The organism is Arthrobacter sp. NPDC093139 (assembly GCF_044754165.1).
Lineage (GTDB): Bacteria > Actinomycetota > Actinomycetes > Actinomycetales > Micrococcaceae > Arthrobacter.
On record NZ_JBIVOO010000002.1, the window covers coordinates 241,997 to 259,142 of the forward strand.

Annotated in this window: 13 protein-coding genes and 1 pseudogene; 8 read left to right on the top strand and 6 right to left on the bottom strand. The window is 64.9% G+C overall.

Going from position 1 to position 17,146, the window contains the following annotated elements; translation table 11 throughout:
- Positions 1-9: 9 nt before the first annotated feature.
- Entirely contained in the window at positions 10-1,488 is a 1,479-nt protein-coding gene (locus ACIP90_RS04245; RefSeq protein WP_400577230.1) for a sugar porter family MFS transporter, read from the bottom strand.
- Positions 1,489-1,542: 54 nt separating this feature from the next.
- On the opposite strand from ACIP90_RS04245, the gene ACIP90_RS04250 reads away from it, so the two are divergent.
- Complete coding sequence (locus ACIP90_RS04250) at positions 1,543-2,256, top strand: GntR family transcriptional regulator (RefSeq protein ID WP_400577232.1); 714 nt, start codon at positions 1,543-1,545, stop codon at positions 2,254-2,256.
- A 96-nt stretch (positions 2,257-2,352) separates the two neighbouring features.
- Here the strand turns inward: ACIP90_RS04250 and ACIP90_RS04255 are convergent.
- Positions 2,353-3,664: pseudogene (locus ACIP90_RS04255) on the bottom strand (DUF222 domain-containing protein).
- Positions 3,665-4,166: 502 nt separating this feature from the next.
- Between ACIP90_RS04255 and ACIP90_RS04260 the strand changes: the two are divergent.
- The 7 genes from ACIP90_RS04260 (at position 4,167) to ACIP90_RS04290 (ending at position 11,589) form a co-directional block, all read left to right on the top strand.
- Positions 4,167-4,841, top strand: a complete 675-nt coding sequence (locus ACIP90_RS04260; RefSeq protein WP_400577234.1) for a haloacid dehalogenase type II — start codon at positions 4,167-4,169, stop codon at positions 4,839-4,841.
- 54 nt (positions 4,842-4,895) lie between these two features.
- Entirely contained in the window at positions 4,896-6,044 is a 1,149-nt protein-coding gene (gene solA / locus ACIP90_RS04265; RefSeq protein WP_400577236.1) for an N-methyl-L-tryptophan oxidase, read from the top strand.
- Between the two features lie 28 nt (positions 6,045-6,072).
- Complete coding sequence (locus ACIP90_RS04270; protein WP_400577238.1) at positions 6,073-7,221, top strand: phosphotransferase; 1,149 nt, start codon at positions 6,073-6,075, stop codon at positions 7,219-7,221.
- Positions 7,218-8,579 (top strand): aspartate aminotransferase family protein, encoded by a 1,362-nt coding sequence (locus ACIP90_RS04275; RefSeq protein WP_400577240.1) that lies wholly within the window; start codon positions 7,218-7,220, stop codon positions 8,577-8,579. Before ACIP90_RS04270 ends, ACIP90_RS04275 begins: the two co-directional genes overlap by 4 nt.
- A 175-nt stretch (positions 8,580-8,754) precedes the next feature.
- The gene (locus ACIP90_RS04280; RefSeq protein WP_400577241.1) at positions 8,755-9,681 is read left to right on the top strand and encodes an ABC transporter substrate-binding protein; all 927 of its coding nucleotides are present in this window, start codon (positions 8,755-8,757) and stop codon (positions 9,679-9,681) included.
- Between the two features lie 150 nt (positions 9,682-9,831).
- A complete protein-coding gene (locus tag ACIP90_RS04285; RefSeq protein ID WP_400577243.1) occupies positions 9,832-10,983 on the top strand; it encodes an ROK family protein in 1,152 nt (383 codons plus the stop codon).
- 168 nt (positions 10,984-11,151) lie between these two features.
- A complete protein-coding gene (locus ACIP90_RS04290) occupies positions 11,152-11,589 on the top strand; it encodes a hypothetical protein (RefSeq protein WP_400577245.1) in 438 nt (145 codons plus the stop codon).
- A 67-nt stretch (positions 11,590-11,656) separates the two neighbouring features.
- Here the strand turns inward: ACIP90_RS04290 and ACIP90_RS04295 are convergent, their stop codons facing one another.
- The 4 genes from ACIP90_RS04295 to ACIP90_RS04310 all read right to left on the bottom strand — a co-directional run bounded on the left by ACIP90_RS04295 (position 11,657) and on the right by ACIP90_RS04310 (position 17,060).
- Positions 11,657-12,820 (bottom strand): ABC transporter substrate-binding protein, encoded by a 1,164-nt coding sequence (locus ACIP90_RS04295; RefSeq protein WP_400577247.1) that lies wholly within the window; start codon positions 12,818-12,820, stop codon positions 11,657-11,659.
- 146 nt (positions 12,821-12,966) lie between these two features.
- Positions 12,967-13,581, bottom strand: coding sequence for a DUF6919 domain-containing protein (locus ACIP90_RS04300; RefSeq protein WP_400577249.1), 615 nt, complete (start codon positions 13,579-13,581; stop codon positions 12,967-12,969).
- A 308-nt stretch (positions 13,582-13,889) separates the two neighbouring features.
- A complete protein-coding gene (locus tag ACIP90_RS04305) occupies positions 13,890-15,398 on the bottom strand; it encodes an MFS transporter (RefSeq protein WP_400577251.1) in 1,509 nt (502 codons plus the stop codon).
- Positions 15,399-15,473: 75 nt separating this feature from the next.
- Positions 15,474-17,060 carry an FG-GAP-like repeat-containing protein gene (locus tag ACIP90_RS04310; protein ID WP_400577253.1) on the bottom strand — a complete coding sequence of 529 codons (1,587 nt, stop codon included), beginning with the start codon at positions 17,058-17,060 and terminating at the stop codon, positions 15,474-15,476.
- Positions 17,061-17,146: the final 86 nt, after the last annotated feature.

The window sequence follows — 17,146 nt, forward strand, 5'->3', positions numbered from 1 at the left end:
CCGGCCCCATTACTTGGCCGCCGGCGTGCTGCCGGCCTGTTCGGGCCAGCGGGCGCCGTTTTCCCAGTAGTGCCGGATTTCTTCAAGGTTCCGTCCCTTGGTTTCCGGTGCCAGGCGGTGCACGAAGATGAAGCCGGCGACGGCGAGGACGCCGAACACCGCGAACGTGCCCGCTCCGCCGAGCCGCTGCAGCATGGTCAGGAAGAACGCCGCGACGATGACGTTGGCCACGAGGTCGGAGGTCAGCATGGCGCTGGCGCCCAGGGAGCGCAGGCGTGCGGGGAATGACTCACCGGCGTACACCCAGACTAGTGCGCCGAAGCCGAAGGTGAAGCCGACCGTGAACAGCAGGACGCCCAGGAATCCGATGACGGTGAGGGCCCCGCCGAAGTCGCGGCCCACCATGAAGACGGCAACGAGGATGATGTTGGCGACGATCATCATGCCGATGCCGCCCAGGAGGATGGGGCGGCGTCCCACCTTGTCCACGAGGGAGAGCGACACGAAGACGGCAACCAGGGCGGCGGCCTGGACCAGGGCGGGCAGCAGGAGCAGTGCGGCGTTGCCGGTGAAGCCCATCGCCTCGAAGATCCGCGGGCTGTAGTAGACCACGGCATTGATGCCGGTGATCTGGATGAAGAACCCGAGGCCCACCACGAAGACGGTTGCCTTCAGGTACGGGGAACGGAGCATTTCGCGCAGGCCTCCGCCGCGTTCCTCGCTGATGGCCCGCTTCATGTCGGCCAGCTCGGCGTCCACATCGGCGTTGGGTTCGATCGAAGCCAGGGTGCGGCGGGCGTCCTCGGTGCGGCCGCGCATCATGTACCAGCGGGCGGTGTCGGGGAGTCGGAGTGTGACGGCGAGGACCAGCACGGCGGGGATGGCGGCCAGGCCCAGCATCAGGCGCCAGTTCTCGGTGGCCGACAGCGCGTACGCGGCCAGGTAGCCGACGATGATGCCGAATACGGTGGCCACCTGGTAGGCGACGAGCAGGGCGCCGCGGACCTTTGGAGGGGCGGATTCGGCCACGAAGACGGGAACCACCACCACCGAAATGCCGATGGTGAGGCCCAGCAGCAGGCGGGCGATGAGCAGCATCGGGACGTCCGCGGCCAGGGCGCTAAGCGCCGCGAAGGCTGCATAGGCGCCGGCGACGCCCACCATGCAGGCCTTGCGGCCGAGGAGGTTTGCGAGCCAGCCTCCCAGAATGGCACCGAGGACTTCACCGACGACGACGGCGGTGGTCACCAGTTCCTGCTCGCTGGTGGAGAGCTGGAACTCCTTGGTGATGAAGAGCAGGGCGCCGGCGATATTCGAAAGATCGTAGCCGTAGATTATGCCGATGGTGGCGGCGGTGCCGCCGACGAGCAGGCCCAGACGGGGCGTCTGGCGTAGGTCTTGCAGGAACGACATCTTTGGGTCCTTGTCTGCCTGTGGTGGGGAGGGTGGTTTCGGATTCCGGCGGGCGCCGGAATTGGTATAAACCAATTTCCACTATTTTGGCGTAGACCAATTTTCCTGTCAATAGCTAATATCGCAGTCATGGAGACCCGTCCCGCCGCGCTGCCGAAGTACTACGTACTCAAGGAGCAGATCCTTGCCCTCATTGAGGACGCGGCTCCCGGTACACTCATCCCCACCGAGCGGGCGCTCGCCGAGCAGTACGCCACGTCCCGCACGACGGTCCGGCAGGCCATCGGGGAACTGGTGTCCGAGGGGCGGCTGGACCGGACCCAGGGGAGGGGCACGTTCGTGGCCCCGCCGAAGGTCACGCACGTCCGCCAGCTCACGTCGTTCTCGGATGATGCCGCGAGCCAGGGCATGACGGCATCCGCCAGGATCCTGGACATCGGTCCGGTCCCCGCCGACCCGGCGATCGCGCGGCGGCTTGGGCTGGCAGCAGGGGCGGAGGTCCACCGCGTCGAACGGATCAGGCTGGTCAACGGCGAGCCGCTCGCCCATGAGACAGCCTTCCTGGCCGGCGACCTGCCGGAACTGGCGCACAACGTGGAGGTCCGCGGGTCCCTGTATGCGGCCCTGGGCGAGGACTACGGCATCCGCATCAGCGAAGTGGAGGACACCGTGGAGACCAAACTTGCAGGCCCCGATGAAGTCCGGTTGCTCGATGTCGAAATGGGCGCCCCGATGCTGCTGGTCCACCGGCAGGGCTTCACACTCGATGGAAAGCCTGTTGAGTGGACCCGCTCAGTCTTCCGGGGCGACAGGTTCCGCTTCGTGGCCAGGATGCACGTCTAGGCCGAGTCTTCCTATGGATGCCGCCAGATCTGGACTGTATGCAGGCACGTCAGTATTCCTGTGGCTGGCCATCGGGGGACGGGTCACTTGACGGTCTCAGGAGGCGCGGGGGAGCCATTCTGAGTGGCTGAATAGCCGCTCTGCCGGGCTGGCTCCGGCGTTCGTTCCGGGGAGTGGGGGTGCTGTGGAGTGGTAGCTGTGGCCGGTGGGCGTCTGGAGTTTGAAGGTGTGGCGGGGGCCGGGCCGTGGGATGGCTTTCCATCCGGGTTTTTCTTTCGTGTGGTTGCAGGCTTCGCAGAGGCCGGCGCCGTTGGCCAGGGTGGTGGTCCCGCCAGTGTGCCAGGGGATGATGTGGTCGTGGTGGCGGATCGGGGCGTCGCAGTACGGGGTGCGGCAGGTGTCGTCGCGGGCCTGGATGAATCGTCGCAGCCCTGCCGGGAAGAGCCGCGCCCGTGAGTCCATGCCGATGAGGTGTCCGGTCCCGGGGGGCGGTGTAGAGGCGGCGGAGCCAGATGTTCAGCTCCGGAGCGTCCGCCTCCTCTCCTGCCTGGATCAGGGTGCGGGCCCAGCCGGCCGGGACGGTACCGTAGCCGGGGAGGCGGGCCGGTTCGCTGTCGGCCTGGAAGAGGGTGCGGTCGGTCATGACGAGCTGGATCTCGACACCGCTGATCCCGCCGGGAGTGCCGGTGGTCCGTTGGACGAGGGTGTCGGCCATGATCTGGCCCCGGGAACGTTCATCCCCATCCGAACGCAACGTGTCGGCCTGGCGGCTGAGTGCCGCGTACACGGCCACGCCCTGGGCCACGGGCAGCAGTGCAGTCAGGTACGTCATGGTGTCCGGGGCCGGGCGCAGGCTCACGCACCGCTCGGCGGCGGCGTGGCTCGCCCGCTGGGTCACCGAGCGCGGATCCCGCCGGTACGCCGCGGCCCGGGCCGCCGCCACGATCGCCCTGTCCCCGGCGCCATCGAAGGTTCCGGTGTCCGCGGCAAGCTCCTCATCGACCGCGCACCGGTCAACCGCGGCCAGACAGACTGTTTCCTTGACGAGCAGTGTGGCGCGCCATTCATTCAGCTGGCCCGTCTCCAGGGCAGCGAGCGTGTGGGGCATTTCGGTCACCAGGGCCTTCGCGAGGCCCAGCAGCCGGGAGCCGCGGGCCGGGGATTCACTGCGGGCGAGGGCGATCTGGGCGGCGACGTCCTGGCCCCGCTCCGCTGCCGGGACCCCGGCCTCGGCCTGGGCGCGGCGTTGGGTGGCATCGAAGGCGACGGCGATCCGGGCCTGCACTCCTGCGACGGTCGATTTCAGTTCCTCAAGTCCGCGCAGTTGGTCGATCAGCCCGGCGCTGTCAGGAGACAGCTGAAGCGATCTGGCCGCGGCGATCAGGTCCTCGACAGCAACACAGGACATCACGGCATTGGGGGCGGCGGCATCCGGAGCGACGGCGCCGGGACGGCGTCGCCTCGCGGCGCCGCTGCCAGCGTCAGCTGGGATTCCTCAATGCCGTCCATAGGCTTAGTGTTCCAGAGGGGTCAGACAAAATAGGGCGCTGACAGCTACAGGCCCCCGATACAGCACCGCTCGTTGCTCCCGACGTCTTAGACGACGCGTCGACCCGTTTTGGAGTCCAGTTGCGTCCGTGGCTTCTGGGCGTTGGGCAGTGTCACGCCGTTGATCGCCGGCTTGCCCTTTTCCCCGCAGGTCGCTCTTTAGGCGTGGATCATGTCCAGGACATTCAGCCGGTCGGCGGCGTTCCAATCTTCCTGAGAACGAATCTCAAAAAGTTGTTGACAATTGAACACCTAAGGATTTAGATTCATAGCGAATCAAAAACTTGGCAGCTCGGTCGAACGGATGCACATGGCGGACAACGACCGGGCCCTCTCCTAACACCACTACGAACGGACGAAAAATGGCAACCACAAACTCCCGGCCGGAGTACATTTCCTTCGATATCTACGGCACACTGATCAACTGGGATACTGATTCCACTACCCGCCGGCTGCTCGCGGGCCGTTTGCCTGAAGAGCAGTGGCCTGCATTCAAGAAGGTGTTCCGCGGGTACCGGTTCGACGAGGTCCTTGGCGACTACAAGCCCTACGAGGAGATCCTTCAGAATTCCTTCGACCGCGTATGCAAGTTCTTTGGCATCGGCCCGACCCCTGGTGCCGGCGCAGAGTTCGCTGACGCTGTACGCAGCTTCGGCGCCCACGATGACGTGCCGGCTCCGCTGAAGCTCATGGGCGACAACTACAAGCTGGTGGCTCTGTCCAACGCCGACGACAGCTTCCTGGAGATCAGCATTCCCAAGCTCGGCGCTAACTTCCACGCCGTGCTGACCGCTGAGCAGGCCCAGGCCTACAAGCCGCGCTACCAGGCCTTCGAGTACATGCTCGATACCCTGAACGCCAAGCCGGAGGACTTCCTGCACATCGCCTCTCACACCCGCTACGACATGCATCCGATGCACGACATGGGCTTCCGCAACCTCTGGGTGCTGGACCGTGGCTATGACCCCATCACAGGGGGCTACGACTACAACGCGGTTAAGTCCCTGGACGAGATCAACAAGCACCTCGGTCTCTAAAGCCGGTTGTTAAGGCGAAGCGTCTTTGAATAAGAAAAGGTGAAGGTGATCTAAATGACCGATGGCCGACTCGCCGTTATCGGATTGGGCAGCATCGGCAGCATGGCGTTGTGGCAGGCATCGCGCCTGTCCGACTCTGTCACCGGGTTCGAAGCCGCGTCTCCCGCCCACGGCCGCAGTGCCGTGGGCGGGGACACCCGCCTGTTCCGCATGATCTACCGCGGCAACCCGGACCTCTACCCGATCCTGGAGCGTTCCCGCAGCCTTTGGGCCGAGCTCGAAGCCGAAACCGGCCAGAACATCCTCATCCGCTGCGGCGGGCTCTCGATTGGCACCAAAGACGGCGCCTACCTCTCGGCCCTGCTGGAAACCACCCGGACCAACGGCGCCGAGCACGAAATCCTCAGCCGCGAGGCCATGGCCGAACGCTACCCGCAGCACAACCTCCGGCAAGACGACATCGCCGTCTATGACCCCAACGCCGGTGCCCTGCGCACCGACCGCGCCGTCACCGCGGCGGTCGCAGCAGCCCAGGCCAACGGGGCAACAATCCACACGAACACCCCCATCGACAGCATCACCGAAACCGCCGACGGCGTCCTCATCACCTCCGGGGAGAAGTCCTGGACGTTCGAGAACGTCATCGTCTCCTCCGGCGGCTGGTCCCAACGGCTCATGCCCGACTACCTGAAGGCGGCAACGCAGACGAAGCGGCTCTTCCTGACCTGGTTCGTCGCGAAAGACGCATCAGAGTTCTCGCCCGAGAGGTTCCCCGTCTTCAGCCGGATATACGAGGACCGCTCCATGTACGGCGCGCCCGCCGTTGATGGGGTGACCGTCAAGGCAACCCTGGACGGGCGCGGCGGACCAACACCGGACCCGAACGCCGTGCCCAGGGAACTGACCCCCGCCGAAATCGCGGAGACCACCGAAACCGTCACCGAGTTCCTCCCCGGCCTCATCCCCAACATCGTCCGCTCCGACACCTTCCCCGACCTCTTCACCAAGGACGGCAACCCCCTCCTTGGCCGGCTCACGGAGAACAGCAGGATCTACTGCGCCACAGGCTTCTCCGGCGGCGGCTTCAAAAACGCCACCGGATTCGGCGAGATCGCCGCGCACGAAGCCCTCGGCAAACGATCCTCCGACGGCCTGGACTTCGTCCGGCCCGAGCGGTTCAGCTCACAACAGCCGGCCTCCTGATTTTTCCTCCAACCACTGAAAGGGTGAGATGAGTCCTTCTTTTGACCCCACCACGCTTCATACCGGCCTGGCGCCGACCACCATGGCGGGCGTCAAGAGTAACTCCGCTTTCATCGACGCCGTCGCATCAGAGAGCGGACTCCTTGTGGAACAGTCTCAGCTCGCCGACTCAGCTGTCCTGGAGCTCCTTGAACAGTCCTACGGCCTGAACGGCGACCTGAGACGCATTCCCACCGAGAAAGACGAGACTTTCCGCCTCCGGGACGGAGGAGAAACCTACCTGGTAAAGGTGTCCCCGCCGGGTGAGGATCCCCTGATAGTCCACCTGCAGACGGCGTGCATGGAGCATCTGGAACTCACCGCCCCAGAACTTCCGGTCCAGCGTCTTGTCAGGAGCCTTGGCGGAGATCCGCAAGTCCTCATCCCGTCACCGCCCGGACCCTTTGACCGGGTGCTTCGGGTGATGCGCTTCATGCCTGGCGAGTTGCTGGCCCATCACGGGGCGTCCGCTGGCCAGCTTCAGTTGGTGGGCTCAAGCCTTGCCCGTCTGGGCGCTGCTTTGCAGGACTTCGACCATCCCCGTGCCGACCGTTTGCTCCTGTGGGACCTGAAGCACTTCCACCGGATGCGGCCGCTTCTTGACTACGTCGATGAGCAGCACAAACGTGCCCTGGCCGAAGACATTTTCGACCGGTTCGACGAGAAGGTAGTTCCGCTGCTGGACACCCTGACCTCCCAGGTAGTCCACGGGGATTTCAGTCCGTTCAATGTCCTGGTCGACCCGGACAGCCCGGACTACGTGACCGGGATTATCGATTTCGGCGACGCCGTGCGGACACCGGTGATCTTCGACCTCAGCGTCACCATGGCCAACCTTCTGGGAACAGACCCGTCCAGCCCCTGGGAACACGCACTGCACGTCATGGACGGCTATTTGAGTATCCGCCCGCTGCCGGTCCAGGAGTTGGAGGCCCTGATCATCTCAGCCCAGGCCCGGCTGCTCCTGCGCGCCCTGATCACGGGGTGGCGGGCAAACCAATTGCCGCAAAGGCGCGATTACCTGCTCTCCCACTCCAAGCCGGACTGGGACCGGCTCGCCGCCACCGCCGCCGCGCCGGCACCACACCTGCCTTCCACCCCTGAACCAGACGCACCAGCCATCAAGGAGACATCATGAGCACCACTCCCCAAACCATCCGCAAGCCCTCCCGGGCCATGATCAATGGCTTTGATCCCAACCGCCTTAGCGAGCTCCCGGATCAGATGCAGAAGAACATCCGACGCCGGGACCAGAGCCTCGGACCCGGCTACCGGCTCTTCTACGACAACCCCCTGGAAATCGTTCGCGGCAAGGGCGTCACGCTGTTTGACCGCGACGGAAATGACTACCTCGACGTTTACAACAACGTCCCCTCCGTCGGCCACGCCCACCCGAAGGTCATCGCGGCCGTCCACGAGCAGATGCAGACCCTGAACACCAACACCCGCTACGTCCAGGAATCCATCCTGGACTACTCCGAGCAGCTCCTGGCCACGTTCCCCGCCGAGCTTGGCCACGTCATGTTCACCTGCACCGGGTCCGAAGCCAACGACCTCGCCATGCGCGTGGCAAAATACGCCACCGGAAACCAAGGCATCATCGTCACCTCCGGCGCCTACCACGGCCTGACAACCGAAGTAGCGTCCTTCTCCCCGTCCCTGGGCATCGGTGTGCCCCTGGGGCCGAACGTGCGCGTCATCGACGCCCCCGACGCCCTGCGATACTCATCAGACCAAGAGTCCCTGCAAGATCACCTGCGGAACCAGGTCCGTGCCGCCATCGCCGACCTGCACCGCCACGGCATCGGAGTGGCGGCCTTCATCGCCGACAGCATCTTCTCCTCCGACGGTGTCTTCGCCGGCCCCACAGGCTTCCTGCGCCCGATCATCGAAGAAGTTCACGCCGCCGGCGGCCTGTACATCGCCGATGAAGTCCAGCCCGGCTTCGGCCGCACCGGCGAGCAATGGTGGGGCTTCCAGCGCCACGGAATCGTCCCGGACATCGTCACCATCGGCAAACCCATGGGCAACGGCATCCCCGTCGCGGCAGCGATCTTCAAGCCCGAACTGCTCGTGGAGTTCGGCAAGAACATCCGCTACTTCAACACCTTCGGCGGGAACTCCGTAGCCATCGCCGCTGCCCAGGCCGTCCTGGACGTGATCCGCGAGGAATCACTCATAGAAAACGCCCGCAAGGTCGGCGAGAAGATCATCACCGGGCTCAAGGACCTCAGCCAGAACCTGGACCAGGTCGCAGAAGTCCGCGGAAGCGGCTTCTTCATCGGCGTCGACCTCGTCACTGACCGATCCACACTCTCACCCAATGGGGAGGCCGCCGCCGGCATAGTGAACGCCCTCCGGGAGGACCGGATTCTCATCTCGGCCTGCGGCGCCCAGGGCAACGTCCTCAAACTCCGCCCGCCAATGCCGTTCTCCACCACCGATGCCGATCGCCTGCTCGAAGGAATGGGCCGGGCCTTCAAGACACTGCGCTAAGACCCAACATCAACCCGGTCGGCCTACAAGCTGACACCAACCGCTTAGGGAGTGCCTTCCACCGTGAAGGCACTCCCCAAAGCGCAGAATGCCCGTTCGGCCCGGGGAGTCGTACTAAACCGCCTCACTCATTCAGCGGATCCAATCCAGCTGAATCCATTCGAAGGGAACCACTATGAAGACCATCAATAAAGTCCAGACGGCGGCCGCCGGGCTTGCTGTCCTGCTGGCCCTTACCGCCTGTGGCGGCCCGGCCACCGGCACCCAGGGCGCGGACATCCCCAAGACGCAGAACACCCGTGACATCTCCGAGGGTGTCCAGCCGGATCCGGCCGCGGTGGCGCTGCTGCCGGAGTCCTACAAGGCCAAGGGTGAACTGACCGTGGCGATGGATTTGAGCTCCCCGCCGATGACGTTCCTGGCCGAGGACAACACCACCCCGATTGGCGTGAACCCGGACCTCGCCCGCCTGGTGGCCAAGAAGCTGGGGCTGAAGCTGAAGTTCGAGAATACGGCGTTTGACACGATCATTCCCGGGATCGACGGCGGCCGCTATGACTTCACCGCCACCACCATGTCTGCCACGCCCGAGCGGCTGAAGGTCCTGGACATGATCAACTACCTCAAGGGCGGCTCGGCCGTTGCGGTACCGCACGGCAACCCGAACAATCTGACCAATGACACGCTCTGTGGCAAGAACATTGGCGTGACCAAGGGCTCCACCCAGCAGCTGAAGCACCTGCCGAACGTCTCGAAGTGGACCTGTGAGGAAAAGGGCAAGCCGGCCATCAACGGCGTGACGCTGCCCAACGTCCAGGAGGCCCTGACGCAGCTGGACTCCAAGCGGATCGACGGCGTCTTCTACGACGCCAGCGGCCTGGCCTGGGCCAACGAGCAGCAGCCCAACCACTTCACCATCCTGGAACCGAGGATGGATACCCGCACCAACACCAACGTCGCCATGGGTGTGAAGAAGGGCTCACCGTTGACGCCGGCCCTGCAGAAGGCCATCCAGTCCGTTCTGGAAACCCCGGAATACAAGGAGTCCCTGGAGTACTGGGGCCTGGCCGAATCAGCCATCACTGAAGCCAAAATCCGCTAGTACCCGTAGGGGCCACATGCTCCCACTCATTGAGATTGCGAGAATCGAAACCAGCTATCAAGCCGCCAGAATCCCTTAACCCCCATATCAACGAAACCGGGACATTCCGTCATGTCCCGGTTTCGGCATCCAGCTCATTAAGGTTGTGCTATGAGTAGCAACCCCACGGTACGTGACTACAACAAGGCCTCGGTCCTTGATGCGGTCCTTTCGGAGGCGCCTTTGACGCGTAACAGGCTGATCGAATTGACGCGTTTGAGCCAGGCGACGGTGTCCCGGAAGGTGGATGAGCTTCGTTTTGACGGTTTCGTCGTCGAGCAGGGGGTCAATGCGGTTCGGCGCCGCGGTCGGCGTTCCACGTATCTGGATGTACCCGGTACGGCGGGGCACATTGTAGGTATCGCCCTCGGGGCGCAAACCACTTGTGTCCTGGTAACGGACCTGAGGGGTCGGGAAGTTAGGCACGTCATTGTTCCCAGCCTCGAGGGCGGCGATGTTGCAACGACTGCCGAGTGGCTCGTGGGCCTGATTGTGGAGACCAGTGGTTCCGCAGAAGGGCCATTGCGTCAAATCGTCGCCGCGTTGCCCGGCCGTGTCCGGAATGTCGCTAAGTGGTCCGGAACATCGGAATCAAGGAAGACGCCCACACATTCTGTTCTTCAGAATTCTCTTGAAGATCGGTTGAAGGCGCCCGTGGTTCTTGAGAGTGACGCCAGTGCGTCCCTGCGGGGGATCCTGAAAGATGATGCGAGCATAGGGAATGCTGTTTTGTTCACGCTTAGTACGGTGCTGAGCTTCGCCAGTTGCACTGATCATGAAATCGCCCAGGGGAGGACCCCCGCGTTCGGTGACCTTGGTGGTGTTCTCTTCTCCGGCGTTGGCAACGAGACCCTCGATGGGCTGCTGAGCATAAAAGGCCTCCTCCAATTCGCCAGAAGCCGGGGACTGGACCTGGAGGCCATCGAAGCGCTCTGGTCCCAGCCGCAGGAAGCGGCGTCACGAGCGGAAGTGGTGGAAGCGTTTACGACGGCGATCGTCAGCGCTGTCGGCGCCGTTGCAGTTACGCTGGACCCGGAGTCCGTGTACTTTGTGGGTCGCTTGAGTCCGCTGGTGGACGAAGTCCTTCCCGAGGCGCGGAGGCGACTGGCGCAAAGCCTTCCCAGCATCCCGGAGATCAGCGTTGTGTCGCAGGTGATCGGACTATCGGTGGCCCGGGGAGCGGCGTACGCCGGACTGGCTCTTGCACAGTCCCGGCTCCGGGAATCGATGCTCGAGGCCCGTCGCGAGGACCAAAGCCTGTAGCAGCTGACATCTGACCCTCTTGAGGTGAATCAGAGGCCCAGACTTTACGCCGTACTGCGGTGCATTAAGCCATATTGCGTCCCGAGTCCGCGCGTGTCCAAAAGCATTGTGGACAGACCGTTCGGGTGGTTGGTTTGGTGCACAGGCATCGACAGAATGGGGACCCTGATGATCACGGCTTTGGCCCAGCGCATCCGCATGCAGTGCAGCAGAGAACTGAGGGTGTTCAGGGACCAGGTATCCGCCTTGGTTTGGCAGGACATCGGAACCGGAGGCCTGGAAGGCGCTGCGACAGCCATGGCCAGCCGGCCCTCCCTGGCTTCGCCCGGGGTCACCGTAGACATCGTGGGTTTTACCGAGTGGCAGCCCGCCGACGGAACGGCTTCGGTGGGCGTCACCGTCGCACTCCGTCCTGGCGCCGGGCGTTCGTTGGCAGGCGTCCATTGGGAAGAGGCCCACGCCTGGGCCTGCGCCGTGGCCGACGGACCGTGGACGCTCGCGGAGTTCATCGGCTCGGAGGAGGCGCCCGGGGGCGTGGTGTTCCACTACCTCCTCAAGGACCCAGTCACCTTCTACCCCCTCGACGAACTTCAGGGCGCGCTGTAGGCACAGGACTAAAAAGGAGATCCGGCGGGAACGTTCCCGCCGGATCTCCTTTTATGCTTCGGTTCCGTCACTCCTTGCCGAGCCCGGCGGCGGAGGTCTTCTGTCCCGTAACACCGTTCAGCGTGGTGAGGTCGAAGATGCCGTTGAGGTCGGCCTGCTTGGTGGTTCCGGCGTCCACGCCGTCCTGCTGGAGCTTCTTGAAGGCTCCGGCCAGCGGGTCCACTGTGAACACGATGTTCTGCAGCGACCGGTCGATGACGTCCTGCTGCAGCGCTTTGCCCGTCGTTTCCTTCAGGGCGGCGTTCAGCTTCGTGGCCTTTTCCGCGGCCGGGGTGTCGTTGAGCCACTGCACGGCCTGGACGTGGCCCTTGAGCAGGGCTTCCACCGTCTGCGGGTGCTCTGCGGCGAACTTCTTGTTCACGATCAGGACGGTGGTGGGGAACTCGCCCGGCTTGCCGGTCTGGGAACCGTCCCACAGGTCCTTCTCATCGACCAGGACCTTGGCCCCGGCCTGGAGCACCAGGCGGGATGCCCACGGCTCGGGCAGCCAGGCGCCGTCGAGCTTTCCGTTCTGGAACAGCTTCAGCGTCTGGGCGTTTTCGGTCGGGTTGATGGCGACGTCCCCGCCGCCGTCGGGAGTGGTCTTGAAGCCCTGCTTGGCGAGCCAGGCGCGCAGCGCCACGTCCTGCGTGCCGCCCAGCTGCGGGGAAGCCAGGGTCTTGCCCTTCAGGTCGGCTGCAGACTTGATTTCCGGCTTCACCACAAGCTGCGCACCGCCCGAGGCAGCGCCCGCGATGATGCTGATCGACTCACCCTTGCTCTTGACGAACGAGTTGATGGCCGGGTTCGGCCCGATGTACGTCGCGTCGATGGCCCCGGCATTCAATGCCTCCACCGCGGCGGGGCCGGCGTTGAAGACCTGCGTGGACAGCTTGGTGCTGCCCAGGCTCTTCGCAATGAAGCCTTCATTGACGCCCACCAGGGCAGGAGCATGCGTGATGTTGCCGAAATAGCCCAGCCTCAGTTCTGCGGCCGGACTGGTGGTGGCAGCGGCAGTGTCCGTTGCCGTGGCGGTGTTGCTGGCTGCCGTGTTCGCCACGGCGGCGCCGGCGCCGAGGAGGGCGAGCACGCCGACGGCGATCCCGATCTGGAGCCGCCGTGGGCGCTTCGGGCTGTTGGTTCCTCCTGCCGTGATGCGGGTGGATCCTGGATTGTCCTGGGAGTTCGACATGGTGTTCCTTCGGTGATGGGAGGGAGCGTTTGGACTGACGTTACGTAGACCCGCCAGCCCAAAACAACGCCCGCTGTAGCGGGGGTTCACCGGAGTTCTTCGGAGTTAATCGAACGTCTCAAAGGGTCACCAAAAGCCGCACTACGTCAAAAACCGGCCGGGACCGACTGCAACGCCTCGAGGATGGCAGGGAGCAGGTGCTGGCTCCGTCCCCACACCGGATCGAGGACTTCGACGTACCAGGAGTCAGCAAGGAGCAGGGCAAGGGTCTCGTTGCTTTCCTCCGCCCAGTCCCGGATCTGGTCCGACTCGATGGGCGTCTCACTGGTCCCCAGCACGGTGACCACCTCGTCGCCGTCGAGCGTCACGGGAACGGACGCACTGCTCATTTCCCCCGGGGCATGGGCGATGGCAACGAACTCCGTCCGCGACGAAAGCTGCAGGAGCCGCCGCGCCGATTCTGCGGAGCAGAATCCCGTCACGTATTCCCGCTGTGCAGTGCCGGTGTCCGCCGCGAGTCCCGGCTGGGATTCCTTCGTGAAGAGCCCGTTGCGATTGATGTCGGCGAGTTGGCCGGCGATGGGCAGGGTTTCGTCGTCAAAGCGTGGGGCAAGGGTTCCCGCCTGGTACTCGCTCTTGCCTTCCAGCCAGCGTGCGGTCAGTTCCCCGGCGGCCGCAAGCGTACTGGCCTGCCGCCACACCTCCCTGTCCACCAAGAGCCGGCCGTAGCTGTCCCGTTCGTCCGTGAAGTGATGATTCATAGTTTCGAGCCTAGGCGCGGCAGGTGCCGGCTGGACAGGCGACGTGACGGATGCGGACGCAGCATGAACCGCCGTGACTCCGTGTCTCTTTCGGTTTAGGGACCCGCACCCGTTGCCTGCTTCTCCGCATGCGAATAGCCTGAGTCTCGGCAGTGTTCTTCAAACCTTGTTGGGGGGAGGCTTGAATCGCCTCATCTCTGGGGACACTTGCCGGAAAAGGCTGGCTCCATGGTCTCAGCACGCCTGGAGCCAGCTTTCGGCATTTTGGCCGGCTTCTTCCCGGGCGCGTGATTCCAGCGGGTTCTGACTCAACCGGAGGACGAGGAGTCCGCGTTCGCGGTTTCCTGCCCGTCGGCAGCTGCCTGGGCGTACGAGGCCGAAACCCGGCGGTAAACGGGGGTCAGGAAGGCCAGCAGCGCGGCCACGATCATGATGATCCCGGCGATCAGGAACACCAGGGCGATCCCGCGGGAGATGCCCTCGCCCAGCAGCGGGGCCAACTGGGCGGCGCCCTCGGCGGACCGCGCGTACGGGATGATCCAGAACTGGGCGATCGGCGCGATGAGGAACGCGGTGATCGGTGCTGCTGCAGACTCGAAGGCCATGGCGAATCCGAACACCCGGCCCTGCCGATGCAGCGGCACCACCTGCTGGATGACGGTCTGCTCGGCGGCCTCCACGACGGGGATCAGGACCAGGTACAGCCAGATGCCGGCGATGTATAGCCATGCCCATTCCCGCACCGTAAACACGGCACCGAGAAAGCCCATCACGATCACTGCGAGAAGCATGCTGCGCAGCGGGTTGGCCCCTAGTCCGAACTTGCCGATGAGTGCACCGCCCACGATGAAGCCGGTGGAGCCGAGCGCGAAGACGGCGCCCCACAGCTCCACGGGGAACATCTCCAGTCCATAGGGGTCCATCAGCGCCATGTAGACGCCGCCGATGAAGTTATTGAACGTGGAGAACAGGATGAGCGCGAACAGTCCGCCGATGGCCAGCACGGCGGCAATGGAACCGCGCAGGTCGAACGCTCCGTGCGCGTCAGTAGCGGCGACCCGTACTTCCTCGGGCATTCGCAGCGTGAGCAGGTGTAGGAAGGCCAGCGCCGTGAGCACCACGGCGACGACGACCGTCCAGCCCATGCCGAGCAGCCCGACCGACAGGCCGGAGAGCACCGAGGTGACAATAAATGCCAGGCCCTGCACCATGCCCACCATCCCGTTGGCGTTGGCCCGCCGGTCCGGTTCGATGAGGATGGTGACTGTGGTGGAAAGGGCAACGTTGCGCATGTTCTCCACCACCGCGCCGACCAGGATGATCAGGGTGAAGAGCCAGAACCACGGCTGCGTCAGGTCCAGGAGCCGGGGGGTTGGTGTGAGCAGGAACATGATCCCGGAGAGCACGAACATCACCAGTGTGAATGCGGCGGCGAAACGCATCACGGCCAGCTTGCGGTAACGGTCCACGAAGGTGCCGAAGCTAATGCTGGAAAGGGCGATCAGCAGCATGTACGCGCCGCCGATCACCCCGGTGGCGATCACGTTGCGTGTCTCCAGGTAGACCCAGAACGTCAGGGCGAACCACAGGTAGCTGGTCGTGATGTTGGCGAGGGCGGTGTTTACGAGGATCCCGGCAAAGGTGCGGGACCGCTCTGCCGGACTGCGCAAGGACGTGTCGACGGCGTCGGGATCCGCCAGGCGCGGGGCCTCGCCGTCCTCGACCTGGGCGGACGTGGCGGCCGCGTCCCCGGAACGGTTCGCGGCGCCGTCGGGAGCTTCAGCGGCCCTGGACGGGGCCGGTTCCTGCTCGGTCATGCGTCCCAGTGTAATGACAACTGATGGGCGGGGTCACGGTCCCCACGCGGGCAGTATTAGATCCTCAGGGCCACATCAGAAAAGCGGCGAGAGCCCGTTCCAGCCGGGACCCACCTGGACCCGCGGGAGGTGGGCGCCGGCACCGTTGCCCGGGTACAGCCACAGCACGCCGGAACTGTCGCGCGCCAGGAGATCGGGCCTGCGGTCGCCGTTGAAGTCGCCAGGGCTCACGACGGCGGTCATGACGTTCCAGCCGCCGCCCACCCTCAGGCGGGGGAGCCAGCCGCCGGTCCCGTTCCCGCGGTAAAGCCACAGCGTTCCGGTGGCGGTTTCCCTCGCAAGAACGTCTGCTGCGCCGTCGCCGTTGAAGTCGCCGGGCCCCACAAGGGCATTGAAGATGTTCCAGCCGGTTCCCGCGCGGACGCGCGGCAGGAATCCGCCGGTGCCGTTCCCCGGGTACAGCCACAGGTGGCCGGTGGCGGTTTCCCGGGCCAGGACGTCCACGCGCTGGTCGCCGTTGAAGTCGCCCGGGCCAACGATGGAGTTCATGATGTTCCAGCCGGAGCCGAGACGCAGGCGCGGCAGGAAGCCACCGGTGCCGTTGCCCCGGTACAGCCACAGGACGCCGGTGGAAGTCTCCCTGGCCAGAACATCCAGCGGACCGTCGCCGTTGAAATCCCCGGGTGTTTCAAGGGCGAAGCCGTTCCAGCCGGTTCCGATCAGGACACCGGGCAGCCTGCCGCCCTGCCCGGTGCCGCGATACATCCACAGCTCACCCCGTGCCGGATACCGGGCCAGGACATCGTTGTTCCAGTCCCCGTTGAAGTCGGCGGTTGCGCCCGAGAGGGTCGACGCCGGAATGGCCAGTGGCGTGAACGCGTAGGGATCGCAGGTGAGGTCGTAGTCCCGGGTGTTGTCGTACCACTGTGAAATATAGACGCGCCCGCCGGAGAAACTGGGCTGGCGGCAGCGGTCCAGCGCCTCGTTCGGGTAGTCCAGCATCCCGGCCGTGGCCCAGACCGGCACACCGGGCAGGCGCCACGAACCGGTAATGTCTGCCCAACCGGAGGTAAACGAGTAAAGGCCGTAGGAGTAGCGGGCATCGCGCAGACCCCGCATCAGGCCCTCGATGACGTACCGGTTTTCACGCTGCTGCACCGCTGAGGCTGTTGGCCAGGGCTGGGCGGGCCGGGGTTCGACGTCGATCCAGACCACACGTGGTGCGAAGCCCGTCTTGACCAGGCTGGCGACGGCGAAGCGTGCCTCGGCGTAGCCCACGTTGGACAGCTGCCCTGCACGGGTGGCGGAAGACCACGGTCCCTGCGTCCGGTAGGTGGCTAGCTGCGCGGCGGTGGGGAAGGCCGCCATGGTGTACGCCTGGGCGGGCTTGCGGTTGTCTCTCGCCCACTTGAGTTGGCTGGCCAGGCACGGGTTCTCGGTGAAGGGGAGCCCTTTCGTCAGGCCGATGATGACGAACTGGGACGAAGCGGGCGGAAGGGGCAGGCCGAAGCCGCCCACCGCCGTCGGGCATTGGGGCCAGGAGATGTCGTGGCCGCGCAACGACACAGCCTGCGCAGGAGGTGCTCCCGGAGCCGCCCCCACGATCAAAGCCAGGAAGACAAGGACCGCGGTCAGGAGGCGCAACGCCCGTGCCGCGGTCACGCCGGCCACCCGCTTCCGGCGGTGGCCACGGGGCAACGGCTGATGATCCGCACGGAGCAAGTCAGCCCCGGGGAAACCAGCTCCGA